Annotated in this window: 20 protein-coding genes; 12 read left to right on the forward strand and 8 right to left on the reverse strand. The window is 70.9% G+C overall.

The window, feature by feature from the left end:
• Nucleotides 1-5 precede the first annotated feature (5 nt).
• Nucleotides 6-446: a MarR family winged helix-turn-helix transcriptional regulator gene (locus tag ACI2JZ_RS09405; protein WP_404597319.1), complete on the reverse strand. Its 441-nt coding sequence runs from the start codon at nt 444-446 to the stop codon at nt 6-8.
• 59 nt (nt 447-505) lie between these two features.
• Between ACI2JZ_RS09405 and ACI2JZ_RS09410 the strand changes: the two genes are divergently transcribed.
• From ACI2JZ_RS09410 to ACI2JZ_RS09430, 5 genes are all read left to right on the forward strand, one after another.
• Entirely contained in the window at nt 506-1,243 is a 738-nt protein-coding gene (locus tag ACI2JZ_RS09410; protein WP_404597320.1) for a copper homeostasis protein CutC, read from the forward strand.
• 29 nt (nt 1,244-1,272) lie between these two features.
• Nucleotides 1,273-2,139 carry an alpha/beta fold hydrolase gene (locus ACI2JZ_RS09415; protein WP_404597321.1) on the forward strand — a complete coding sequence of 289 codons (867 nt, stop codon included), beginning with the start codon at nt 1,273-1,275 and terminating at the stop codon, nt 2,137-2,139.
• 185 nt (nt 2,140-2,324) lie between these two features.
• On the forward strand, nt 2,325-3,062 hold the full coding sequence (locus ACI2JZ_RS09420) for a DUF1684 domain-containing protein (protein WP_336641718.1): 738 nt from the start codon (nt 2,325-2,327) through the stop codon (nt 3,060-3,062).
• A gap of 128 nt (nt 3,063-3,190) precedes the next feature.
• The gene (locus tag ACI2JZ_RS09425) at nt 3,191-4,240 is read left to right on the forward strand and encodes a lipoyl protein ligase domain-containing protein (RefSeq protein WP_404597322.1); all 1,050 of its coding nucleotides are present in this window, start codon (nt 3,191-3,193) and stop codon (nt 4,238-4,240) included.
• Nucleotides 4,241-4,311: 71 nt separating this feature from the next.
• The gene (locus tag ACI2JZ_RS09430) at nt 4,312-5,241 is read left to right on the forward strand and encodes a DNA-methyltransferase (protein ID WP_404597433.1); all 930 of its coding nucleotides are present in this window, start codon (nt 4,312-4,314) and stop codon (nt 5,239-5,241) included.
• Between the two features lie 19 nt (nt 5,242-5,260).
• Here the strand turns inward: ACI2JZ_RS09430 and ACI2JZ_RS09435 are convergent, their stop codons facing one another.
• The 3 genes from ACI2JZ_RS09435 to ACI2JZ_RS09445 are packed head-to-tail and all read right to left on the reverse strand — an operon-like array spanning nt 5,261 to nt 7,564.
• Nucleotides 5,261-5,650 (reverse strand): cupin domain-containing protein, encoded by a 390-nt coding sequence (locus tag ACI2JZ_RS09435; RefSeq protein ID WP_247956913.1) that lies wholly within the window; start codon nt 5,648-5,650, stop codon nt 5,261-5,263.
• The gene (locus ACI2JZ_RS09440) at nt 5,647-7,050 is read right to left on the reverse strand and encodes an NAD(P)/FAD-dependent oxidoreductase (protein ID WP_404597323.1); all 1,404 of its coding nucleotides are present in this window, start codon (nt 7,048-7,050) and stop codon (nt 5,647-5,649) included. Before ACI2JZ_RS09440 ends, ACI2JZ_RS09435 begins: the two co-directional genes overlap by 4 nt.
• Nucleotides 7,051-7,099: 49 nt before the next feature.
• On the reverse strand, nt 7,100-7,564 hold the full coding sequence (locus ACI2JZ_RS09445) for an Lrp/AsnC family transcriptional regulator (RefSeq protein WP_404597324.1): 465 nt from the start codon (nt 7,562-7,564) through the stop codon (nt 7,100-7,102).
• 99 nt (nt 7,565-7,663) lie between these two features.
• On the opposite strand from ACI2JZ_RS09445, the gene ACI2JZ_RS09450 reads away from it, so the two are divergent.
• The 4 genes from ACI2JZ_RS09450 (at nt 7,664) to ACI2JZ_RS09465 (ending at nt 12,765) form a co-directional block, all read left to right on the forward strand.
• On the forward strand, nt 7,664-9,097 hold the full coding sequence (locus tag ACI2JZ_RS09450) for a gamma-aminobutyraldehyde dehydrogenase (RefSeq protein WP_404597325.1): 1,434 nt from the start codon (nt 7,664-7,666) through the stop codon (nt 9,095-9,097).
• Between the two features lie 218 nt (nt 9,098-9,315).
• Nucleotides 9,316-10,464 (forward strand): ROK family transcriptional regulator, encoded by a 1,149-nt coding sequence (locus tag ACI2JZ_RS09455; RefSeq protein ID WP_404597326.1) that lies wholly within the window; start codon nt 9,316-9,318, stop codon nt 10,462-10,464.
• 25 nt (nt 10,465-10,489) lie between these two features.
• Nucleotides 10,490-11,416: a polysaccharide deacetylase family protein gene (locus ACI2JZ_RS09460; protein WP_247633838.1), complete on the forward strand. Its 927-nt coding sequence runs from the start codon at nt 10,490-10,492 to the stop codon at nt 11,414-11,416.
• On the forward strand, nt 11,413-12,765 hold the full coding sequence (locus tag ACI2JZ_RS09465; protein ID WP_404597327.1) for an MFS transporter: 1,353 nt from the start codon (nt 11,413-11,415) through the stop codon (nt 12,763-12,765). Before ACI2JZ_RS09460 ends, ACI2JZ_RS09465 begins: the two co-directional genes overlap by 4 nt.
• 219 nt (nt 12,766-12,984) lie before the next feature.
• On the opposite strand, the gene galE is transcribed toward ACI2JZ_RS09465, so the two are convergent.
• The 3 genes from galE to galT form a co-directional block, all read right to left on the reverse strand.
• On the reverse strand, nt 12,985-13,971 hold the full coding sequence (gene galE, locus ACI2JZ_RS09470) for a UDP-glucose 4-epimerase GalE (protein ID WP_404597328.1): 987 nt from the start codon (nt 13,969-13,971) through the stop codon (nt 12,985-12,987).
• A gap of 100 nt (nt 13,972-14,071) precedes the next feature.
• Entirely contained in the window at nt 14,072-15,298 is a 1,227-nt protein-coding gene (gene galK, locus ACI2JZ_RS09475) for a galactokinase (protein WP_404597329.1), read from the reverse strand.
• Nucleotides 15,295-16,488 carry a galactose-1-phosphate uridylyltransferase gene (gene galT / locus ACI2JZ_RS09480; RefSeq protein ID WP_404597434.1) on the reverse strand — a complete coding sequence of 398 codons (1,194 nt, stop codon included), beginning with the start codon at nt 16,486-16,488 and terminating at the stop codon, nt 15,295-15,297. The genes galK and galT overlap by 4 nt, the downstream gene beginning before the upstream one ends.
• A gap of 117 nt (nt 16,489-16,605) precedes the next feature.
• Here galT and ACI2JZ_RS09485 point away from each other — a divergent pair, with 117 nt between their 5' ends.
• Complete coding sequence (locus tag ACI2JZ_RS09485) at nt 16,606-17,583, forward strand: LacI family DNA-binding transcriptional regulator (protein WP_404597435.1); 978 nt, start codon at nt 16,606-16,608, stop codon at nt 17,581-17,583.
• A 21-nt stretch (nt 17,584-17,604) separates the two neighbouring features.
• Here ACI2JZ_RS09485 and ACI2JZ_RS09490 read toward each other — a convergent pair whose 3' ends face one another.
• On the reverse strand, nt 17,605-22,251 hold the full coding sequence (locus ACI2JZ_RS09490; RefSeq protein WP_404597330.1) for an FtsK/SpoIIIE domain-containing protein: 4,647 nt from the start codon (nt 22,249-22,251) through the stop codon (nt 17,605-17,607).
• 131 nt (nt 22,252-22,382) lie between these two features.
• Between ACI2JZ_RS09490 and ACI2JZ_RS09495 the strand changes: the two genes are divergently transcribed.
• Both ACI2JZ_RS09495 and ACI2JZ_RS09500 read left to right on the forward strand, forming a co-directional pair.
• Nucleotides 22,383-22,676 (forward strand): WXG100 family type VII secretion target, encoded by a 294-nt coding sequence (locus ACI2JZ_RS09495; protein ID WP_247624526.1) that lies wholly within the window; start codon nt 22,383-22,385, stop codon nt 22,674-22,676.
• Nucleotides 22,677-22,773: 97 nt separating this feature from the next.
• Complete coding sequence (locus tag ACI2JZ_RS09500; protein ID WP_404597331.1) at nt 22,774-23,043, forward strand: TIGR04197 family type VII secretion effector; 270 nt, start codon at nt 22,774-22,776, stop codon at nt 23,041-23,043.

Raw genomic sequence — 23,043 nt, forward strand, 5'->3', positions numbered from 1 at the left:
CGCGCTCATCGGTCGGTCACCCGTCGCATCAGGATGCTCGCTTCGCGCAGCGTCGTGAGCTCGTCCTCCGTGAAGTCGAGATCGGCGAGCATGTCGGCCAGCAGCACGTCGCGGCGGCGGATGGTCTCGACGACGAGTTCGGCGCCGGCATCCGTGATCTCGACCTGCACGCGGCGGCGGTCGTCCTCGTCGACGGCGCGGGTGACGTAGCCCTGCTCCTCGAGGCCGTTGATGGTGTTCGTCATCGAGGGGGCGGTCACGCGCTCGCGCTCGGCGAGGGTCGAGACGGTACGGCGACCGTTCATGCGCAGGTCGGCGAGCACGGCGAGCTGCGCATCGCTCATGGAGTCGGCGGCGCGGGCGCAGCGCAGGCGTCGCGCGAGCCGGAACGTGGCCATGCGCAACTCGGTGGCGGTGAGCTGGAGGGAGTCGTCAGGCGAAGTCATTACTTAGTTAGTCTATCTAAGTAATCGACGCGCGGGGCGGGAACGGCAGAATGGAGCGCGTGACCCGAACGCCCGCTCTCGAAATCGCCGTGCAGGATCCCGCCGGAGTGCGCATCGCCGGAGAGGTCGGCGCCGCGCGCGTCGAACTCGCGACCGCGCTGGCGCTCGGCGGCCTCACCCCGTCGCCCGCCACGCTCGAGCTGTCGGTCGAGGCGGCGCGCGAGGCAGATGTCGAGGTGCACGTGCTCGTGCGCCCGCGCGGCGGCGACTTCCACTACACCGACGAGGAGATCGCGATCTGCGAGCACGACGTGCGTCGCGCGATCGAGGCCGGGGCCGAGGGCGTCGTGATCGGTGCTCTCGATGCGCGCGGTGTTCTCGACGTCGACGCCATGGCCCGGCTGCGCGATGCGGCCGGCGGAGCATCCGTCACCCTGCACCGCGCGATCGACGTCAGCCCCGACCCGCTCGCGACCCTCGACGCCGCGATCGCGCTCGGTCTGCGACGCGTGCTCACCTCGGGCGGAGCATCCGCCGCGATCGACGGCATCGACACCCTCCGCGCTCTCGTCGCCCGCGCCGACGGACGCATCCAGATCATGGCGGGCAGCGGCGTCGGTGCCGCGAACGCCGCCGAGCTCGCCGGTACCGGGGTCGACGCCCTGCACTTCTCGGCCAAGCGCACCGTCACCGCCGAGGGCGGCGTGCGCATGGGGTCGGCCTCAGACGGCGTGGGCGGGTACGAGGTCACCGACCGCGACACCGCCCTGGCCGTGCGCGCCGCCCTGGGGCTGTGAGCCGCGCCCGCGATCGGTAGGCTCGCAGCGTGACGGATACCCGAGAGTTCACGGATGCCGACGGCATCGCCATCGTCTACGACGTGCACCCGGCGGCCACGACGCCCCGGGGTGTCGTGCAACTGCTGCACGGCGTCGGCGAGCACGCGGGTCGCTACGGTGCGCTGATCGCCGCGCTCACCGCGGCGGGCTTCACCGTCTACGCCGACGATCACCGCGGCCACGGCCGTACCGGCATCCGCCAGCACGGGGGTCCCGCGCGGTTGGGCCGGCTGGGCAAGGGCGGGCTGCGCGCCGCGAAGGATGCCGTCTGGCAGCTGACCGGCATCATCCGCGACGAGAACCCCGACCTGCCGCTCGTGCTGCTCGGGCACTCGTGGGGATCGTTCCTCGCGCAGATGCTGCTGAACGAGCATCCCGAGGCGTTCGATGCCGTGATCCTGTCGGGGTCGGCACTGCGGATGCCGGGATCGCTCAGCGCTGCACCCCTCAACGCCCGCTGGGCGGGGCCCGACGCCACCGGCTACGAGTGGCTCAGCCGCGACCCGGAGGTGTGGGCCGCATTCGAGATCGACCCGCTCACCACGGGCGAGCCGCTGCTGAAGCTGTTCGGGCCGATCGAAGCCGCGAAGCTCTACGGGCGCCCGCGCCGCGACCTTCGCGAGACGGGTGGCCGTGACATCCCCCTTCTGCTGCTCGTCGGGCGAGACGACCCGGTCGGCGGACCCCGCAGCGTGCACAAGCTCGCTGACGAGTACCGCAGCCGCTCGGGCTTCACCGATGTGACGACCCTCGTCTACCCCGATGCCCGGCACGAGGTCTTCGCCGAGCTGCAGCAGGACGAGGTGCACGCCGACACCCTCGCCTGGCTCGACACGCACATCCCCGCGCGCTGAGCGTTCTCTCGGTGGGGCCGCCCCCCCCCACGAGCGGCGGTATGACGCCGGATGACGTCGGGTGAAGGTGCATGACACCGGCCCGACGGATGCTCGGCCCCCGCCGTAGATTCAGGGCAACATTCCGCGGGCATCCGAGGAGACGTGCCCCCGCACGACCCTCCTCGCGACGGGAGGAGGGTCCGATGAGCTTCGAGAGCGACTGGCGTGCGTGGCACGACGAACGCGAACGCGTGGCGGGTGCCGACTACGGCCCGTCGGCCCTGGAGTCCACGAACTGGCTGATCTCCGAACCCGCCGCGGTCGAGAACGTGCCGGGGCTCTGGGCGGTCGGTGCCGAGGGTGAGATCCGCGGCACCGAGCTCGGGGTCGCCGGGGCCACCGTCACGCTGCGCCGGGGCGAGGCGCTGCGCTTCGGGCGACGCGAACTGCGGGTGTTCCCGCGGCGCGAGACCGTGGCGCTGCGGGTGTTCAACCCGGCCCGCCCGCAGCGCGAGCGGTTCAGTGCGATCGACGCCTACCGTCCCGATCCCGCCTGGCGGTTGCCGGCGACGTTCGAGCCCGCCACCGACGAGTCGATCACGATCGTCGCGATCGACGGCGACCAGCACGAGGCTCCGATCGCCGGGCGGCTGCGGTTCGAGATCCGCGGGGTCGCGCACGAGCTCACCGTGACGCGCAACGTGCGCGGTGGCCTCGGCGCCGTGTTCGCCGACGGGACCAACGGCATCGAGACGTTCCCGTTCCGCTTCCTCGCGATCGACGAGCCCGATGACGACGGCACCGCGGTCGTCGACTTCAATCGGGCGTACCTGCCGCCGTGCGCGTTCTCCGACCAGTTCGTGTGCCCGCTCCCGCCCGCGGGCAACCGCTTCACGGCACCCATCCGCGCCGGCGAGCGCGCCGTCGTCCTCGGCCGCTGACCCTTCGCGTCGGGGGACGCTTCGACAGGCTCAGCGACCCAGTTTCTGGACCTGGGTCCCTGAGCTTGTCGAAGGATCCCACAACTTCGACCGCGACCAACAACCCCCGTCGGCCGTAGGCTGGGGAGGTGCACGGTGAATACAAGGTCCCAGGGGGAAAGCTCGTCGTCGTCGACCTCGAGGTCGACGACGGGAGGATCGCGCAGTTCCGGCTCGCGGGCGACTTCTTCCTCGAGCCCGACACGGCGCTCGAGGCGATCAACGACGCCGTGAACGGCCTGCCGGTCGAATCGGATGCCTCCGTGATCGCCACCGCCGTGCGCGAGGCCCTTCCCGAGGGCGCTCAGCTGCTCGGCTTCACGCCCGAGGCCGTGGGCACCGTCGTGCGCCGCGCGCTGGTCACCGCTCCGGGATGGCGTGATTTCGACTGGGAGATCGTGCACGACAAGGCGGTCTCGCCGGCCATGAACCTCGCGCTCGACGAGGTGCTCACCTCACGCGTCGGCGAGGGACGGCGTCGCCCGACCCTGCGCATCTGGGAGTGGGACGGCTCGGCGGTCGTCATCGGATCGTTCCAGTCGTACCGCAACGAGGTCGACCCCGAGGGCGCCGCGCGTCACGGCTTCGACGTCGTCCGCCGCATCTCGGGCGGCGGCGCGATGCTCATCCCCGAGGGGCAGATCATCACGTACTCGCTGTACGTTCCGGCATCCCTCGTCGCGGGCATGACGTTCGCCGACTCGTATGCGTTCCTCGACGACTTCGCCCTGCAGGCGCTGCGCTCGCTCGGCATCGATGCGGTCTACCGCCCCCTCAACGACATCGCGAGTTCGACCGGCAAGATCGGCGGGGCCGCGCAGAAGCGTCTCGCCAACGGAGGCGTGCTCCACCACGCCTCGCTGTCGTACGACCTCGACGGTCAGGTCATGACCGAGGTGCTGCGCATCGGCCGCGAGAAGCTGAGCGACAAGGGCACCACGTCGGCGGCCAAGCGCGTCGACCCGCTGCGCAGCCAGACCGGGCTCAGCCGCGAGGAGATCATCGACCGCTTCATCGAGACCTTCCGCTCGCTCACCTCGGCCGAGGACGGCACGGTCGCGGACGACGAGTACGCCGCGGCCGAGGAACTGGTCGAGACGAAGTTCTCGACCGACGCGTGGCTGCACCGGGTGCCGTGACCGACCCGGTACCCACTCCGCCCGTCCCGATCGAACAGGACGTCTCCATCGCACCGGTGCGGGTCGGGGCGGTGTCGATCCTCGAGGGCGACAACCTCGCCGCCGTGCGCGCGCTGCCCGACGCCTCGTTCACGCTGGTGTACCTCGATCCGCCCTTCAACACGGGCCGCGCGCGTGAACGGCAGATCGTCACCGCGACGCGGGCTGCCGCAATTCAGGACGAATCGGATGCCGAGGGGCAGATCGACCCGGAATCGGCTGAGTCCGAAGCATCCGTCCGGAGTTATGAGCAGCCGGTCCCCGAGACCGCGCCCGCCGAGATCCGCCACGGCTTCCACGGCCATCGCTACGAGCGGGTGCGCGGGATGCTGCGCACCTACGACGACCGCTTCGACGACTACGGCGACTTCCTCATGCCGCGTCTCGAGGAGGCGTGGCGACTGCTCGCCGACGACGGCACGCTCTACCTGCACCTCGACTACCGCGAGGCGCACTACGCGAAGGTGATGCTCGACGCGGTGTTCGGACGCGACTCGTTCCTCAACGAGCTGATCTGGGCCTACGACTACGGCGCGAAGTCGCGCAGCCGCTGGCCCACCAAGCACGACACGATCCTCGTGTACGTGAAGAATCCGCGCGCGTACTTCTTCGACTCCGACGAGGTCGACCGCGAGCCCTACATGGCCCCCGGCCTCGTCACGCCCGAGAAGGCGGCGCGTGGAAAGCTGCCGACCGATGTGTGGTGGCACACGATCGTGCCGACGACCGGGCGCGAGAAGACGGGGTATCCGACGCAGAAGCCCGAGGGCATCCTGCGACGCATCATCCGGGCGTCGAGCCGCCCCGGCGACCGGGTGCTCGACCTCTTCGCCGGCAGCGGCACGACCGGCGCGGTCGCGTCGGCGCTGGGGCGCGACAGCGTGCTGGTCGACGACAACCCCGAGGCGATCCGGGTGATGCGCGAGCGGATGCCGCACGCCGAGGTCACCCGCGTCGGCTGAGCCCGAGCATCGGCTCGTCTCAGGCGATGTAGATCTTGCGCAGGGTCTCGGTGACGGTCCAGACCGTGCGCTGGCCCTCGGCCAGGCGCACGACGGAGCCGGGGGAGACGTCGAGATCGGGCAGGTCGGGGTCGTCGAACGCGATGCGCGCCCGGCCCGAGAGCACGACGAAGACCTCGTCGGTCTCGGTGTCGGATGCCGTTCCCGGCGTCATCTCCCAGATGCCGACCTCGGTGCCCCCGAGCAGGGCGAGCGGGTGCACGGCGGTGGTCGGGTCGCCCGAGACGACGTCGGATGCAGGCAGCGGCACGTGCACGAGCGCGAGGGTCGCGGCATCCGCTCCCGTGCCGGGGGTGAGCCCCTCGGCCGGTTCGGGGGTGAGCCCCTCGTCGGGGATCGTGTCGCTCACGAGTCGAATCCCATGCCGAGCGCGTCGAGCGTCTTGAGGAAGAGATTGCGCTTGCCCCCGTTGTGATCGGCGCGATCCATCGCGGCGCGCACGAGGTTGATGCCCACCGCGGCGGCGGGTTCGGGCGGGAAGGGCACCGGGCGCTGCCGCACCATTTGCAACGCGGTGCGTTCGGTCTCCTCGCCCGCGAGCTTGTCGAGCATGACGTCGGCGGCGAACCGCGCCGCGCCCACACCGAGTCCGGTGAACCCGGTGGCGTAGGTCACCCGGCCCTTGCGTGCGGTGCCGAAGAACGCGCAGAAGCGGCTCGACGAGTCGATCGCCCCGGCCCAGCGGTGCGTGAAGCGCAGCCCCTCGAGCTGGGGGAACGTGGTGAAGAAGTGCGAGGCCAGCCGCCGGTGGCTCTCCATCCGGTCTTCGTACTCGGGGCGCACCTTGCCGCCGTAGTGGTAGACCGCGTCGTAGCCGCCGAACAGGATGCGGTCGTCGGCGGTGAGCCGGTAATAGTGGAACTGGTTGGCGCTGTCGGCGAGGCCCTGCCGGTTCCGCCACCCGATCGAGGAGAGCTGCTCGGTGCTCAGCGGCTCGGTCATCAGCACGTAGTCGTACACGGGCACCGTCATCAGACGGTTGCGCTTGAGCAGCGAGGGGAAGACGTTCGTGGCCAGCGCCACGGCATCCGCCACGACCCGGCCGTCGCGGGCCTCGACGGTGATCGCGCCCGATCCGTCGCCGAGGATGTCCTGCACGAGAGTGTGCTCGTAGATCTCCACGCCGAGGTCGGTCGCGACGCGGGCGAGCTCGAGCCCGAGCTTGGCGGGGTGCACGAGGGCGGTGGTGTCGCGCTCCCACGCACCTGCGAGGAACGTGGGGGAGTGCACCTCGGCCTGCACGGCATCCTGGTCGAGGAACCCCTCCTCCTCGCGCAGCCACTCGACCTGGTGCGGTTCGACCGCGACGGCGAGCTGCCCGGTGCGTTCGAACTCGGCATCCATCCCGTAGCGCGCGACGGTGTCGGCGATGCCGTCGAGGTTCTCGAGCCCGAGCCGTTCGAGCTGCTCGATCTCGTCGGGCCAGCGGTTCACGCCGTTCTCGTGGCCGTGGGTGATGCTCGCCTCGCAGAACCCGCCGTTGCGGCCGGAGGCCGCCCACGCGACGCGCGACGCCTCGACGAGCACGACCCGGCGGTCGGGGTCGCGCTCCTTGGCGCGGATCGCGGTCCACAGCCCCGCGTACCCGCCGCCGACGATCGCGAGGTCGGCCTCGATCGCACCGGTCAGTGTCGGGTACTCGGTGCGCTGCACGTCGTCGAGCCAGAACACGGCGAACGAGGTGTCGCGCAGGGACTCGTCGATGACGGAGTCCTGCGGGCGGCGACGTTCGAAGACGGTGGTTCCCATGCGCGCTCCCTTGTTCTCAGTTGGTTCTCTCAGCGGATGAGGTGCGCGGTCAGCGCGTTCCCCAGTTGTAGAGGTCTTTGTAGAGCCCGGCGTAGAGCAGGCTCTCGGTGTGCACGATGCCGGGGATGGTGCGGATGCGCGTCGCGATCAGTTCGAGCAGGTCGGCGTCGCTCTCGCACACGGCCTCGACGAGAATGTCGAAGCTGCCGAGGGTGACGACGACGTAGGCGAGTTCGGTGATCGCGGTGAGCTGCTCGGCGACCGCACGCGGGTCGCCGGTGACGCGGATGCCGATCATCGACATCCGGTGGAATCCGAGCTGCAGGGGGTCGGTGACCGCGACGATCTGGATCGTTCCGGCATCGGTCATGCGCTGCACGCGCTGGCGGGTGGCGGCCTCGCTGAGGCCCACCTCCCGCCCGATCTCGGCGTAGGGGCGCCGGCCGTCCTCCTGGAGCAGCTCGATGATCCGCTTCGAGATGTCGTCCAGCACCGGCTGTGTCTTCGTGCCCATGCGTCGATATTGACAGGCGGATACCGGTGGTGCAACCGATTCAGTCGTCGGTGGCTTCCGGGCCTTCCGATTCCGAAAGTGCCGCGCTACTGTGGCCGCATGCGCACTGAGAGCTTGCAGAACTTCATCGGCGGTCGGTTCGTCCCCGTGTCCGGCGCAGGCGACCTTCCGCTCATCGACCCCGCCACCGAGGAGGAGTACGGCCGGCTCCCGGTGTCGGATGCCGGTGACGTCGATGCCGCCTACGCCGCGGCATCCGCTGCCTTCCCGCTGTGGCGCGACACGACGCCCGCCGACCGGCAGCTCGCCCTCTTCCGCATCGCCGACGACATGGCCGCGCGTGCCGAGGAGTTCGCCGATCTCGAGTCGCGCGACACCGGCAAGCCGCGCGCGAGCCTCGTCGAGGACGAGATCATGCAGTCGGTCGATCAGCTGCGGTTCTTCGCCGGTGCCGCGCGGTCGCTCGAGGGGCGCGCGGCGGGGGAGTACCTCGCCGGGCACACGTCGTTCGTGCGCCGCGAGCCGATCGGCGTGATCGGGCAGGTCACGCCCTGGAACTACCCCCTGAACATGGCCGTGTGGAAGATCGCGCCGGCGCTCGCCGCGGGCAACACCGTCGTGCTCAAGCCCGCCGAGACGACCCCGCTGTCGACGCTGCTGCTCGCCGAGATCGTGGCGCTGCACACCCCGGCCGGAACGCTGAACGTCGTGCTGGGCGACCGCGAGACCGGCGTCGCGCTGGTGGAGCATCCGACCCCGCAGATGGTCGCGATCACCGGCTCGGTGCGCGCGGGCATGGCGGTGGCGCGGTCGGCGGCGAACGACGTCAAGCGCGTGCATCTCGAGCTCGGCGGCAAGGCCCCGGCGATCGTCTTCGCGGATGCCTCGGTGTCGAAGGCGGTCGAGGGGATCGTGACCGGTGCGTTCTTCAACGCCGGGCAGGACTGCACCGCGGCGACGCGCGTGCTCGTGCACGAGTCCCTGCACGACGAGCTCGTGGCGGCGCTGGTCGCGCGGGCGGAGTCGGATGCCCGCACCGGCGGACCGCGCGAGGACGGCGTGCTCTACGGCCCGCTCAACAGTGCGGCGCAGCTGGAGCAGGTGTCGGGATTCGTGTCGAGGTTGCCCGCGCACGCCCGGGTGGAGACCGGGGGCGTGCGGCAGGGAGATCGCGGCTACTTCTGGCCCGCGACGATCGTGTCGGGGGTGCGGCAGGACGACGAGATCGTGCAGGGCGAGGTCTTCGGGCCGGTGCTCACGGTGCAGTCGTTCTCCTCCGACGAGGAGGCGCTGGAGCTGGCGAACGACGTCCCGTACGCGCTCGCCGCGTCGGTCTGGACGACCGATCACGCCCGGGCGATGCGGTTCTCGCGCGACCTCGACTTCGGGTGCGTGTGGATCAACACGCACATCCCCTTCGTCTCCGATATGCCGCACGGTGGATTCAAGCACTCCGGCTACGGCAAGGACCTCTCGCAGTACGGCTTCGACGACTACACCCGCATCAAGCACGTGATGAGCGCGTTGGACTGAGCGCGCCCCGTCGAGACACCATCTCCGGCACGAGGCATCCCGCCTCCCGTGGTGGTTCGCGCTCGAAATGATGTCTCGGTGCTCGGCGCGCGCCGCACACCCGAATGCGACACGAAGTGTCGACCTGCGGTCTCCGGTATGCCATGCTCGATGAAGCCGATGGGGGATCGGCCACTCTCACCAATCGAACGTCTCACAGAAAGACCGACCGGAGCGCGATGAGCAGGCCCCTCGCCGGACCGCAGACACTGTTGCGCTCGATCAACGGGCGCGCGATCCTCGAGACGCTCGCCAGCGAAGGTCCGCAGACGCGCACCGATCTGATGGAGGCCACCGGGCTGTCGCGCACCGCCGTGACGCAGGTGCTGCGCATGCTCGAGAGCGCCGGCGCCGTCGCGCCCGACGGTGTCGACCGCAGCTCGCGCGGGCCGGCCGCCGGCAAGGTCGGACTGCACCCGCACCTCGGATTCGCCGCCGCCGTGCACGTCGACCACCGCGCGGCGCACGTCGTGCTCGTCGATGCGACCGGTGCGGTGCGTGCCGAGGCGCACGGTGACTTCCCGCGGAAGGACGACAACGAGACCCGGGTCGCGCACATCGCCGCGCTCATCGACCGCTGCAATGCGACCGTCGCCGGCCCCCTGCACCTCGCGCTGATCGGCGTGCCCGGTATCGTGACCGCCGACGGCAGCATCCGCAACGACCAGGGGCCCGACGGCGGCGCGTTCCGCTCTGCTCTCACCGACCGGCTTGGCTGCCCCGTGCGCATCGAGAACGACGTGAACCTCGCCGCCCTCGCCGAACTCACCGCCGGTGCAGGCGCCGAGCTGTCGAGCTTCTCGCTGCTGCTGCTCGACGAGGGTCTCGGCGCCGGAATCGTGATCGACGGCGCCCTGCACCGCGGGTTCTCCGGAGTGGCGGGCGAAGTGATGTACCTGCCGCAGACGCCCCTGCCCGTCGGCGCCCCCGTCGTGAACGAGCAGGTCGTCGCCGACCTCGCGCTCATCAACGGCCGCGACCAGAACGCGCCCCTCGAAGAGCACCTCGATGCCGCGGCCGCCGGCGACGAGGCGGCGATGCAGATGGCGCTCGAGCTCGGCAAACGCCTCGCGCTCGTCGCCGGCAGCATCGGTCTCGTCCTCGATCCCGAAGCGTTCATCCTCAGTGGGCAGGCCGCGCACCCCGTGCTCGTCGACATCATCCATCAGGTCGCCGAGCAGTACTCCGCCCGCCTTCCGCTGCGGTTCGTCGTCTCCAGCTTCGGCCCGGAGGCGCCGCTCGTCGGCGCGGTCGGCGAAGCGGCATCCGCCCTGCGTGCCACGCTCTTCGCCCGCGTTCTCACCACACCCGAAAAGCCCGGCCGGTGACCGGCACTTCTGACAGGACCCGACGATGACCGCACCCTCCGACCTGATCGAACGGCTGGGGCACGCCCCCGGAACCCGCGCCATCATCCTCAACGCCGATGACTTCGGCATGTGCCATGCGGCCAACGTCGCGATCGCCGAGCTGCTGGATGCCGGCCACGTCGACTCCGCCACGATCATGGTGCCGTGCTCGTGGTCGCCCGAGGCCTTCGCGTTCGCGGCATCCCGCACCGACCTCGACGTCGGCGTGCATCTGGTGCTCACCAGCGAGTGGACCCGCTACCGCTGGCGCCCGCTCACGGCCGCTGCCTCACTCATCGACGGCGACGGATTCTTCCCCGTCGACGTCGTCGCGGTCGAGACCCGCGCGGCGTACGACGAGGTCGCCGCCGAGATCGCCGCGCAGCTGCGCACCGCGCTCGACGCCGGCGTCGACGTCACGCACCTCGACAACCACATGGGCTCGGTATACGGCCTCGCGACCGGTCGCGACTTCCTCGAGCAGGTGTTCGCGCTGGCCGCCGCGAACGGCCTCCCGTTCCGCCTTCCGCGCCGCATGGACGGCGCAGAATCGGATGCCGAGCTGCGCGACAAGCTCGCGCGCGCCGCCGCCGCGGCCGACTCGCTCGGTGTCGAGATCATCGACCGGCTGTGGTCGCACCCCTTCGAACTCGTCGGCGAGGGCACTGCGGCGGAGGAGACCTACGAGCAGGTGCGCGACGGCTTCGTGACGCTGCTGCGCGCGGTGCCCGCGGGAGTGACCGAGATCTACCTGCATCCGATGGTCGACGGTGAGGAGCTGCGGGCCGCCGTGGACTTCGCCTCGCCGAAGCGCGAGTTCGAGCGGAAACTGCTCGCCGACCCCGTCGTGCTCCGGGTGATCGAAGACGAAGGGCTCGTGCGCATCGGCTGGCGGGCGCTGCGCGATCTGCAGAGGGGCACCGCACGATGACCACCTTCACCGAGCGTCTGCGCGACCGGCGGCTCGACGCCGCCCCCACCCGGGCGCAGTCGATCGCGTTCGGGGCCTCCGGGTTCCCCACGCAGTTGATGGCGCAGACCTTCTCGGCGTTCATCGTCTACTTCTACGTCTCGCACCTCGCGGTGCCGGCGGGGTGGGTGGCCGCGGCGATGATCGCCCACGGCATCCTGAACGCGGTGCTCAACCCGTTCGTCGGCGCGATCTCCGATCGCCTGCGCACCCCGTGGGGGCGCCGCATCCCGTGGATCGGCCTCGGGATCGTCCCGCTGGTCGTGGCGTTCGCGCTGGTGTGGATGCCGCCGGAGCTGCCCACCGCGGGCCTCATCGCCTGGTTCCTCGTGGTCGTGGCCGTGTACGACATCGCCTACGTGGTGGTCGTGCTCAACATCTCGGCCCTGTTCCCCGAGATCTTCCGCACCACCGACGAGCGTGCGCGGGGCAACGTCCCCCGGCAGATCTTCGCGATCCTCGGCATGATCCTCGGCACCGCCGGAGCGCCGCTGCTCTACGCCTCGCCGATCGGCTGGCCCGGCATGGCGATCGTGCTCGGCACGGTCTGCCTCGCGTTCCTCGTCTGGTCGTTCACGGGCGGGATGGTCGAGCGGCGCGTGCCCGAGGCATCCGTCGCGGCTCCGCTGCCGTTCGGCATGCAGATGCGGTACACGTTCGCGAACCGGGCCTTCGTGCCCTACGTGATCGGCTCGCTGTTCATCCAGACGGCGATCGCCGTGATCCTCGCCGCGTTGCCCTTCTACGTGCGCTACTCGCTGGGCGCGCCCGAGGGGGAGGGCAGCATCCTGCTCGGCGCGATCTTCGTGACCGCCATCCCCGCGATCGTGCTGTGGAGCGCAGTCGTCCGTCGCACCAGCCCCCGCACCGCACTGCTGTGGAGCGTGGCCGTCTTCGGGCTCTCGGTGCTCGGGTTCCTCGCCCCGACGAGCATCCTCGCCGCAGCCCTCGTGGGCGTCGCGGTCGGCATCGGTGTCGGCGGTCTGCTGCAGCTCCTCGAGGTGGTGCTGGCGCAGATCATCGACGAGGATGCCGTGCGCACCGGGCACCGTCGGGAGGGCGCCTACTTCGGGGTCAACGGTTTCATCGTGCGCGGCTCCGTCGTGCTGCAGGCGATCGTCGCGGCGTGGGTGCTCACGGCATCCGGGTTCGATGCCGCGCTCGGCGACGCGCAGCCCGACGCGGTGGACGGCGGCATCCGTCTGATGCTCGCCGTCATCCCCGTCGGCTTCGTCGCGCTCGCCTGGATCTGCTTCTTCTTCTACCCCATCCGCACCCGCGACCTGGCCGCCGCTAACCCGGCAAGCTGAGAGCGCTCGTACCCGCCCCTACTGCCATGCCACTGGCGGGCGCAGGGATGCCGCCGGCGCGAGCCAGCTCCTCCCCCAGAAAGATGGACGCGAGCCGACGCATGCCACTGGCGGGCGCAGGGATGCCGCCGGCGCGAGCATCGGGAGGGGACCCGCTTGCGGGGAGGGCGCCCGTTCTGCGAGCGAAGGCGGCATCCCTGCGCCCGCCCCACAAGAAACTTACGAAGAAGAAGACGAAGAAACCCGAGCCTCCCAGCCCGTACGCACCATCTCATCGACCGAATACCGCATCCGCCAGTCGAGGTCGCGGGCGGCGAGGGTGCCGTCGGCGACGATGCGGTCGGGGTCGCCGGGGCGGCGCGGGCCGATCTCGGGGGCGAACTCGACGCCGGTGACGCGCACCATCGCGTCCATGATCTGCTTCACGCTGAGGCCGTCGCCCGAGCCGAGGTTGTAGGCGGGCTCGATCGGCTCACCGGCGGCGAGACGCTGCGCGGCGGCGACGTGCGCGGCGGCGATGTCGCCCACGTGCACGTAGTCGCGCACGTTGGTGCCGTCTTCGGTGTCGTAGTCGTCGCCGTTGATGCGCGGGGTGCGCCCCTCGAGCAGCGCCTCGAACACGATCGGGAAGAGGTTGTGCGGGCTGACGTCGTAGACCGTCGGGTCGGCCGATCCGACGACGTTGAAGTAGCGCAGCGAGGTGTGCCGCAGCGGGGTCGCCGACTCTGCGGTGGCGACCGCCTGGTCGCGCAGCAACCATTCGCCGATGAGCTTCGATTCGCCGTAGGGGCTCGCGGGCTTCTTGGCCGTGTCCTCGACGACGAGGGCGACGTCGGGAGTGCCGTAGACGGCGGCCGACGATGAGAAGACGATGTTCGCGACGCCCGCGGCCTCCATCGCCTCGAGGATCACGCGGGTGCCCTCGACGTTCTGCGCGTAGGTGTGCAGCGGGCGCTGCACCGAGACGCCGGCGTACTTGTAGCCGGCGACGTGGATGACGCCCTGGGCGTCGTGGTCGCGGAGCGCCTTCTCGACGAGGTCGCGGTCGAGGATGCTGCCCTGCACGAAGGGCACGCCCTCCGGAACGAACGAGGCGACACCGCTCGACAGGTCGTCGAGGACGACCGGGGTGAGCCCGGCATCCGCGAGGGCGCGGACGACGTGCGAGCCGATGTAGCCGGCGCCGCCGGTGACGATCCAGGACATTGCGTTCCTCTCCGGCCGCGCACGACCGCGCGACTCCGGGTTCGATTCTCTCAGGCGGATGCTGTGGACTCCGGCGCCGCCGTCACCGATACAGCGCAGGTCACGCGTCGCGGTGCGCGCCCGCCGACGGCACGACCGTGAACAGGTGCGGGGCGGTGAAGCCCGCGTCGGCGAAGGCCGCGGTCACGGCATCCGACACGGCTGCGACGGCATCCTGTTCGATCAGCGCGATCGCCGCGCCGCCGAATCCGCCACCCGTCATGCGCGCGCCGAGCGCGCCGGCGGCCAGCGCGGCCTCGACGGCCGTGTCGAGCTCGGCCACCGAGATCTCGAAGTCGTCGCGCATCGAGGCGTGCGAGGCGACCAGCAGGTCACCGATCGCGCGGGCGCCCCGCTCGCGCAGCATGCGCACCGTGTCGAGCACACGCTGGTTCTCGGTGACGATGTGCCGCACACGGCGGAAGGTCACGTCGTCCATGAGCTCCTCGGCGCGGGGGAGGTCGGAGGTCGACACGTCGCGCAGGCTGGGCACACCCATGATCTCGGCGCCGAGTTCGCACGAGGCGCGGCGCTCGCCGTAGCCGCCGGTGGAGTGGGCGTGCTTGACGCGCGTGTCCATGACGAGGATCGCGAGACCGGCCTCGGCGACGCCGACCGTGACGAGCTGCGCTTCGAGAGAGCGGCAGTCGAGGAAGATCGCGGCATCGGTCTCGCCGAGCATCGATGCCATCTGGTCCATGATGCCGGTGGGCGCGCCGACCGCCTCGTTCTCGGCGCGGCGGCCCACGCGGGCGAGCGCGGTGCGGTCGAGTCCGGTGTGCCAGAGGTCGTTGAGGGCGGTCGCGGTCGCGCCCTCGATCGCCGCCGACGACGACAGCCCCGCACCCACGGGCACGTCGGAGGCGATCGCGATGTCGACCCCGCGGAACGCTCCCTCCGGAGCCGCGAGTCGCAGCGCCCACGCGACGCCGAGCGGGTACGCGGCCCACTCCGGAACGGCCGGCGTCTCTCCACTGGGTCCCTGAGCATGTCGAAGGGTCGGGAACAGCCCGTCGAGCTCGTCGATCCCGACCTCGACCGTCTCGTCGGAGAACGTCGAGACGACGCGGATGCGGGCATCGTCGCGCAGTCCGACGGCGGCGGCCGTGCGGTGCGGGATCGCGAACGGGAGCACGAAGCCCTCGTTGTAGTCGGTGTGTTCGCCGATGAGGTTGACGCGCCCCGGTGCCGACCAGATGCCGTCGGGCGTGCGGTCGGTCAGCTCGGCGAACAGTGCGCGCGCGGCATCCTGAGCGGTGGTTTCCGGGCCGGTCTCCGTGACGGTCATGCGGGGGTCTCCTCGGGGGTCGGGGCGGATGCCGCGGCTGCCGCCTCGGCGGCCGCGATCGCGTCGCGAATGCGGGCCGCCCCCTGCTCGGGGGTGACCTCGGCGGCCCAGGCCCACATCGCGGCCTCGGAGCCGGCGAGGAACTTGAGCTTGTCGGCGGCGCGGCGCGGGCTCGTGAGCTGCAGGTGCAGACGCACGGTGTCGCGGCCGACGTTCACCGGTGCCTGGTGCCAGGCGGCGATGTACGGGGTGGGGGTGTCGTAGAGCGCGTCGACACCGCGCAGCAGGCGCAGGTAGAGCGGGGCGAGTTCGTCGCGCTCGGCCTCGGTCGTGGCGGCGAAGTCGGGCACGTGGCGGTGCGGCATCAGGTGCACCTCGAGGGGCCAGCGGGCGGCGAAGGGCACGAAGGCGGTCCAGTGCTCGCCGCGGAAGACGACCCGCTCGGAGGCCTGCTCGAACTCCAGGATGCGGGCGAACAGGTCCGGCGCGGTGCGGTCGATCGAGTCGAGGAGCTTGGCCGTGCGCGGGGTGACGTACGGGTACGCGTAGATCTGCCCGTGCGGGTGCGGCAGCGTGACGCCGATCGCTTCCCCGCGGTTCTCGAACGGGAAGATCTGCTGGATGCCGGGCAGCTGCGAGAGCGCGGCAGTGCGGTCGGCCCAGGCCTCGATCACGGTGCGGGCGCGGGTGACCGACTGGGTGCCGAACGATCCCGAGTGCTCGGGGCTGAAGCACACGACCTCGCAGCGGCCGACCGAGGTGCGGGTGCGGCCGAGACCGAGGGCGTCGAGGTCGTCGAGACCCCGGGGCGCGTCGCTCGCCGCGGGGGCGGTGCCGACCGCCTCGGCGAGGGCGGGGCCGAACGCGGGGGAGCGGTTCTCGAACACCGCGACGTCGTAGCGCGACGGCACCTCCGACGGGTTGGTCGGGGTCTGCGGGGCGAGCGGGTCGGCGTCGGCACTCGGCATCATGACGCGGTTCTGCCGGTTGGCGGCCACGGTGATCCAGTCGCCGGTGAGCACGTCCTGCCGCATGGTCGCGGTGGCGGGGCGCGGGTCGAGCGTGCGGGCGTCGACGGCGCGCTCGGCGCCGAGCGTCGTGTCGGGGTCGTCGTAATAGATGATGTCGCGGCCGTCGGCGAGCAGCGTCGCGCGCTTGACGATGCCGGCGCTCAGGGTCGAGGTGCGCATCTCCGCAGATTCAGGCGTGTTCACGTAAACATGGTAGATCCGCGGCCGTGATTACGTCAACATGGAGGAGTGAACGACCCCGTCTCCTCTCCGCGTGCGACCTCGGGCCGCGTCTCGATGGCGATGGTCGCCGCCCGGGCCGGGGTCTCGGGACAGACCGTCTCGCGCGTCGTCAACGACAGTCCTCGCGTCGACCCCGCCACCCGCGCCCGGGTCGAGCAGGCGATGACCGACCTCGGCTACCGCCCGCACCGCGCCGCCCGCGCGTTGCGCACCGGGCGCTCGCAGACCATCGGGCTGGTCGTGACGACGCTCGCCACGGTCGGCAACTCGCGGATGCTGCAGGCCGCCGCCGAGGCCGCCGCCGACCGCGGCTACGCCCTCACGGTCGTCACGGCCGCCGCGGGATCCGCCGGGGTCGACGCGGCGTTCGACCGGCTGGCCGAACAGGAGGTCGACGGCGCGATCGTGCTCAACGAGGCCTCCGCGCTCGTGCCCGCCGCCGCCCGCCCGGCGGGGCTGCGTCTCGTGGTGGTCGATGCGATCGCCGACCACGGCCTCCGCGCGGTGCACAGCGATCACGCGGGAGGGGCCGCCGCCGCCACCCGGCACCTCCTCGACCTCGGCCACGAGACGGTGCACCACCTCGCGGGACCCGCCGACTCCTTCGCCGCCGCCGAGCGCGAACGCGGCTGGCGCGAGACGCTCGTCGCCCACGGCATCCGCCCGCCCGCCGTCGTGCGCGGCGACTGGTCGTCGGACTCGGGGCACGCCGCCGCCGGGTCGTTGGCCGAGGCATCCGCCGTCTTCTGCGCCAACGACCAGATGGCGCTCGGACTCGTGCGCGGCCTGGAAGACGCGGGCCGCCGGGTGCCGACGGATGTCGGGGTGGTCGGCTTCGACGACGTGCCGGATGCCGCGAACTACCGCCCGCCGCTCACCACGATCCGACAGGACTTCCCGGCGCTCGCCGACCGCGCGGTCGCCGCGCTGGTCGCCGAGATCGAGGGGGGAGCGGATGCCGCGGCCGAGGCGCCGGCGACGTCGGTCGTCCCGACGTCGCTGGTCGTGCGTTCGAGCACCGCGGCCCGCTGACCCCGGGCCCGCTGACCCCCGCTACGGCTGGGCGACGTGGACGCCCGTCACCGCGCCGCCCCGCACCAGGAACCCTCGACCGGGCGGGAAGTCCGCGCGCCGGGCGCGGGGGAAGTTCGCGGTGTAGACGCTGGGCATGTCGTTGGCGTCCGGCTGGAGGGCGAGTCCCCATCGCGCGCCGCGGAGGGGGCTCGCGAGTTCCCAGACCGAGGTGAGCGTGGCGTTCTCGCCCTCGACGATCACGGTGAGGTCGCTGCGGCGCAGCAGTTTGAGCAGCGTCGCCAGGGCGGACTCGTCACCGCTGCCGTCGAAACCGCCGACGTCCTCGATGACCACGATGCCCTGATGTCCGGCACGAGGGAACGCGAGCTGCGCTCGGGCCGGTTCGGGCTCGTCGGCGGCAGCGCCGGTGCTGCCGATCAGCGGGATCGCCGAGAGCAGCGACGCCGTCGACGTACGCGGTGTCCCACCGAGCGCCTCGATGAGCGCCGTGATGAGATCCGGGCGATCCTGCGCGGAGTCGCCGCGATGGCTCCACGCGACGTCGTGGGCCAGCGTCGACGCACGCGGTGAGAGCAGGGCGAGATCGAGCGCGATGCCGTGCTCCGTGGCGTGCGCTCGCCGCGCCGCCAGGATGCTGCGCACCGCGGTGGTGCGCCCCGATCCCGCCGGTCCCGTGACCAGCATCATGCCGGTGAGGGGCACATCGACGGCGGTGAGGCGAGTGGTCTCGACGGCGAACGCCTGGGGGTTCGCGGCGCGGGGCAGCTCGTGTCGCGCGAGCGAGGTCGGGACTTCCGGGATGCCGGGCGCGTTCTCGATCCCGCGGGAGCGCAGTGTCTGCGCGATGTGAGCGAGTGCGGTGTCGAGGGCCTCGTCGTCGGGTGCGGATGCGGGCATGGCGAACTGCACTTCCCGCTCGGACGAGAGATGCATGGCCCGTCCTGCCGGGGCGGTGCGCAGCATGTCGGCCGATGCGCCGACCATGCCGTAGTCGTGGTCGGCGAGCATGCGCAGCACGAACGTCTCGCCGATGCTCGCCGCGATGGCACTCGGCAGCGACATCGCGCGCTCGCTGGCGAGGACCACGTGCACGCCGACGTGCCGCCCAGCGCGGAGGATGTCGACGAGTGCGGTGAACATGCCGGTGTCGGGTCCGTGGTGCTCGTACAGGTCGCGGAAGGCCCCGAACCCGTCGAGCAGGAGGATGACGGGCGGGGCCGGAGAGCGGTCGTTCTCGCGCTCGTCGATGAGGTCGCGGATCATTCCGAGCAGGCGCACCGCGCGGTCGGTGTCGTCGGCCGGCACGATGTCGCCGGTGGCGGGCAGCCCGATGAGTGTGGCCAGCCGTCCGCTTGCGGCATCGATGCCGTAGATCCGCGTCCTCTCGTCGCGCAGGATCGCTGCGATCGCGAAGGTGATGAGTGCCGTGGTCTTCCCGGCGCCGGGCGCACCGAAGATCGCGACGTTGCCCGCTGCCTTGAGGTCGACGATCTGATCGGTCTGGCGCTGCTGCGTGGGGTCATCGACGCGACCGACCGATATGAGCAGATCGGAGTCGGTGGCGCTGCCCGCGGCTTCGCCGGGCAGGGGGATGAATGCGGGCAGCTGATCGACCCAGGGTTTGCGAGGGCGTTCGAGTCGCAGGGTGTCGGCGGCGACCTGGATGTTGCGCACCAGCCGTTCGATGTCACGAGCGGATGCCGCGGCCCCCGTGTCTCCGCCGGCGCGTTCCGGGGCGATGGCCCACGGTCGGGCGTGCCCGAACCTCAGGTCGCTCAGGTCGATGGCATCACGGCGCTGGCCGTCGGAGCGTCCGCCCAGGTAGGCGGTCTGGAAGTGCACGACCCGGCCGGCACCGATCTTGACCACGGCCCGCCCCGGCGTCTCCGGGGCGAAATGCGCGGCATCCGCGATTCCGATGACGTCGTTGCTGTCACTCGCATCGGCCATGCGCAGCGCGACGCGGAGGTTGGTGTTCGCGCGGAGGTTGTCGCCGATGACACCGGCGGGACGCTGCGTCGCCATGATGAGGTGCAGTCCGAGGGAGCGCCCGCGTTGGGCGATGTCGATGACGCCGTCCACGAACTCCGGGATCTCCTTCGCCAGGGCGGCGAACTCGTCGATGACGATGAGCAGGAGGGGCGGGGCGGCGACCTCGGAGCGCCGCTCGAGACCGGCGAGGTCCTTCGCGCCGTGCTCGTTGAGGAGCTCCTCCCGGTAACGAAGCTCGGCCCGCAGCGACGTGAGCGCGCGGCGCACCAGGTGCTGGTCGAGGTCGGTGACGAGGCCGACGGTGTGGGGCAGGGCCACGCAGTCGGCGAAGGCCGCTCCGCCCTTGTAGTCGACGAGCAGGAAGGTGACGCGGTCGGGGGAATAGGCTGCGGCGAGCGACAGGATCCACGTCTGCAGGAACTCCGACTTGCCCGCACCGGTCGTGCCGCCGACGAGGGCGTGAGGGCCGTGGGTGCGCAGGTCGATCTCGACGGTTCCGGCATCGCTCTGGCCGATGCGGGCGGGAAGGGTGCCGGGGTCGCGCTCGGCCCCCGGCGTCCAGCGGCTCGTGAGCGAGTCGGTGCTCTCCCAGCCGGCGATGACCTCGCGGGGGTCGTCGAGCAGGTTGCGCCGATCGATGTCGGCGAGCTTCACGCTCCGGGGCAGGTCGCTCTCGTCGAGGACTCGAGCGCCGGCGTCGACGACGGGAGTGAGACTGCGGGCGAAAGCCTCGGCCTCGGGCACGTCCACACGTTCGACGGTGTCGAGCGTCACGACGGTTCCCGAGCGTACGAAATGCGCGGTCGTCGGCGTGGTGGTCGCGTCGACGGTCGTACGGCAGGCGGCCGGGACATCGGCCATCGAGCGTGCCGACCAGATCACGTGCACGCCGACGTCGGGTCCGTCCTCGGCGAGGCCCACGAGGCGGGTGAGGTCCTGCTCCGCGTCGTCGTCGCCGGCGACGACGAGCACGATGATCGTGGGCAGCAGCGGCTGCTTCTGCACGGCGGCGAGTCGGGAGTCGGTGTCGGATGCCTGGGACTGGTCCCGCGATCGGATCGTGCGTGACGAGGCGGATGCCGTGCGGGTCGCGATGATCCCCTCGAGTTCCGTCAGCAGGAGCGCCCGGTCGCGTGCGGTCGCCGTGAGGTGCGGGGTGCGGATCGGGCTGTAGACCGAATCGGCGTGCGGCACCCATTTGAGCCAGTCCCAGTCGGCTTCCGCGTGCCTGCCCGTCACGGCATCCGCACCGGCGTGGGTCTGGGCGTTCGTCTGGGCGTTGGTCTGGGCGTTGGTCTCGGCGTCGGGCAGGAAGGCCGTGAAGACCACGTCGGCCGGGGAGTGCAGCCCGAAGAGCTGCACGAGCACCGAGCGCGTGATCGAGTCGGCCCAGACGCCCTCTCCGGCGATGCCGAGCGACCCGCTCAGGTCGAGGCGTTCGAGAACCGGAACGTCGGCGATCGATGACAGCGCGGTGTGGGCGTCTTCGACCTGGGCCCAGTCCTCGGTGGTGGAGGATCCGCGGGAGGGGAGGTCGAGCACGGTGCGGCTGGGCAGCTCGCCGCTGCCGAGGCGGATCTCGAGGTAGGAGCGATGCTCCGACCGTCGCGTCCAGAGCACCGGAGTGCGGTCGCGAGCCGCGGCGAGCAGGTCGGCGAGCGGCACGCTCTCCTGCTGGCGAGCGGGGCGCTCGACCTCGTGGCGTCGCGTCACCTCGTCGCGCACGGTCGCCAGCGTTTCGGTGAACTCGCGACGCTGCTTCTTCAGCCGACGGCGCTGTCCGACGCGGCCGTCGAGCCAGCTGCCGATCATGATGAGCGGCGACAGCGCGACGAAGGCGATGCTGAGGGCCGACTGGGTGACGGCGAAGAGAGCCGCACCCATGGCGAGAGGCGCCACCATCGCGACGAGCGGGAAGCGCGAGGGCTCGGCCGGGGTGGGCGGCGAGGGTAGTTCGAGCGGCGTCGGCGCATGCACGGGATCGACCCGGGGAGACCGCTGATGGCGCACGGTCGCGCGGGCCCGGGGAGCGCCCGGTCCACCGGTGGCGACGGGATGGATGCGCAGGTGCACGTCGCCCAGGCGCAGCACGGTGGGGTGCGAGAGGTGGGTCGGGGCCGTCAGGCGATGCAGTTCTCCGGATGCCGTGACGAGGTCGGTGCCATTGGCGGAGCCGAGGTCTCGCACGCTGCGGATCGATCCGAACGCGGTCATCTCGAGGTGGTGCCGGGAGACGCTGCGATCATGCAATTCGACGCGATTCGTGCGCTCGCGGCCGATACCGTTCTCGCCCTGAATAATGGTATATCGCGCACCGGACTGCGGCCCATCGAGAACGTCGATATATCCTGCTGGCTCGACCATTCGCTCCGCATTTCCGGCGTCCTGCTCGCGAATTACCTCGATAACCGCTCCGGCCTGCACGCCCGATATACCAATCGGATCGGCGGGGTCGAGAACGACGGCCCTCCCGCCGCGACGGTGAACGAGGATCGTCAGCGACGCCGTCCGGTCGAGGGCATGCGGGAGTAGTCGTCCGTCGCCCGCTCCGGCGCGGATGACGGTGCGGGCGAGGTCGGCGACCGTCGCGGTGACGTCGGCCGTCACGACGATGTCGCGCGCGCGATTCTGACCGTCCTGCCCGGTTTCGAGCAGCGTGAACTTGAGCCTCACAGACCCCCCTGTCGGCCGCGTCCCGAATTGGTATATCGCCAGAATTGGCGATTTTGCGAACGCGTTCGGCTAATGTAACCGATCGGGGGCGCGAGAAATCATCTCGTGCCGAGAAATCGGAGGATGTTGTCATGGCGAATGTGAAGCTCAGCTACGACGAGATGGACGCGGCGGCGAAGGACCTCGACGCCGGCCGCGAAGAGATCACGCAGAAGCTGCAGGGTATGCAGACGAAGATCCAGGGGCTCGTGGCCTCGGGCTTCGTGACCGACCAGGCGTCGGGAAAGTTCAACGATGCCTACACGCGCTACACGCAGAGCGCGAACACCGTGATCGCCCAGCTGACCGAGATCTCGGCGTTCATCAGCGGCACGGCTAACGCGGGTCGCGAGTTCGACTCCCAGATCGCCTCGAAGATCAACTGATCGCGATCGAGCGCCGTCGATGACGAGGCGTGTCTCTCGGGTGCGCCCAGTGGTGCACCTCTGAGGCACGCCTCGCTCGAAATGGGGGGGATGAGCGATGAAAGTGGATTACGGATCACTGGAGGCTGCAGCCTCGGCTTTGTCGACGGCTGCGTCTGCGGTGAGCGCCGAGGGTGCGGTTCCAAGTGATCTCGGATCCGGGGCCTCCGGCCCCGATAGTGCCCATACGAGCACGCTCACAGAGCGAAACGCGACGACGAAAGCAATGGGCGAGGTGATGATCGGGCAGAGCAAGGCATGCACCGAACTCATCAATCTGTTCAAGCTCCTTGATGCGCAGATCGCCTCACAAGTGCCTGGAGCATAG

The sequence above is a fragment of the Microbacterium sp. NPDC087868 genome, from assembly GCF_044900755.1.
Taxonomy (GTDB): domain Bacteria; phylum Actinomycetota; class Actinomycetes; order Actinomycetales; family Microbacteriaceae; genus Microbacterium; species Microbacterium galbinum.

Coding starts and splice junctions, on each gene's coding strand:
- ACI2JZ_RS09405 (WP_404597319.1), bottom strand. CDS start 446: ATGACTTCGCCTGACGACTCCCTCCAGCTCACCGCCACCGAGTTGCGC.
- ACI2JZ_RS09420 (WP_336641718.1), top strand. CDS start 2,325: ATGAGCTTCGAGAGCGACTGGCGTGCGTGGCACGACGAACGCGAACGC.
- ACI2JZ_RS09440 (WP_404597323.1), bottom strand. CDS start 7,050: ATGGGAACCACCGTCTTCGAACGTCGCCGCCCGCAGGACTCCGTCATC.
- ACI2JZ_RS09445 (WP_404597324.1), bottom strand. CDS start 7,564: ATGGGCACGAAGACACAGCCGGTGCTGGACGACATCTCGAAGCGGATC.
- ACI2JZ_RS09450 (WP_404597325.1), top strand. CDS start 7,664: ATGCGCACTGAGAGCTTGCAGAACTTCATCGGCGGTCGGTTCGTCCCC.
- ACI2JZ_RS09455 (WP_404597326.1), top strand. CDS start 9,316: ATGAGCAGGCCCCTCGCCGGACCGCAGACACTGTTGCGCTCGATCAAC.
- ACI2JZ_RS09460 (WP_247633838.1), top strand. CDS start 10,490: ATGACCGCACCCTCCGACCTGATCGAACGGCTGGGGCACGCCCCCGGA.
- ACI2JZ_RS09465 (WP_404597327.1), top strand. CDS start 11,413: ATGACCACCTTCACCGAGCGTCTGCGCGACCGGCGGCTCGACGCCGCC.
- galE (WP_404597328.1), bottom strand. CDS start 13,971: ATGTCCTGGATCGTCACCGGCGGCGCCGGCTACATCGGCTCGCACGTC.
- galK (WP_404597329.1), bottom strand. CDS start 15,298: ATGACCGTCACGGAGACCGGCCCGGAAACCACCGCTCAGGATGCCGCG.
- galT (WP_404597434.1), bottom strand. CDS start 16,488: ATGCGCACCTCGACCCTGAGCGCCGGCATCGTCAAGCGCGCGACGCTG.
- ACI2JZ_RS09485 (WP_404597435.1), top strand. CDS start 16,606: ATGGCGATGGTCGCCGCCCGGGCCGGGGTCTCGGGACAGACCGTCTCG.
- ACI2JZ_RS09495 (WP_247624526.1), top strand. CDS start 22,383: ATGGCGAATGTGAAGCTCAGCTACGACGAGATGGACGCGGCGGCGAAG.
- ACI2JZ_RS09500 (WP_404597331.1), top strand. CDS start 22,774: ATGAAAGTGGATTACGGATCACTGGAGGCTGCAGCCTCGGCTTTGTCG.